Annotated in this window: 1 pseudogene; it reads right to left on the reverse strand. The window is 48.9% G+C overall.

Annotation, left to right across the window (positions count from 1 at the left end):
• Positions 1 to 227: pseudogene (locus MMO42_RS18165) on the reverse strand (hypothetical protein); the annotation flags it as partial.

Consider the following 227-nt stretch of genomic DNA (forward strand, 5'->3'; position numbering starts at 1 on the left):
CCTTTCACATTCAGCGTATCGCCTAATGCAAATTGGTTGTTGCTTGTACCATTACCAAACTTGATGCCTTTGTCCGCTGTCGCTTGTGCTGCATCAGCTGCAGTTTGCGCAGTAGTGACATTTTGGTTCGTCGTGAATAACTGGCCACCGTTCACTGCATCTGTTGAAGCTGCTGAACTGATATCACCTGCTTTCACATTGGTGATGGTCGTGCCACCTGCACCTGC

It is taken from the genome of Acinetobacter sp. ANC 3882 (genome assembly GCF_022549545.1).
In the GTDB taxonomy this organism is placed as follows: domain Bacteria; phylum Pseudomonadota; class Gammaproteobacteria; order Pseudomonadales; family Moraxellaceae; genus Acinetobacter.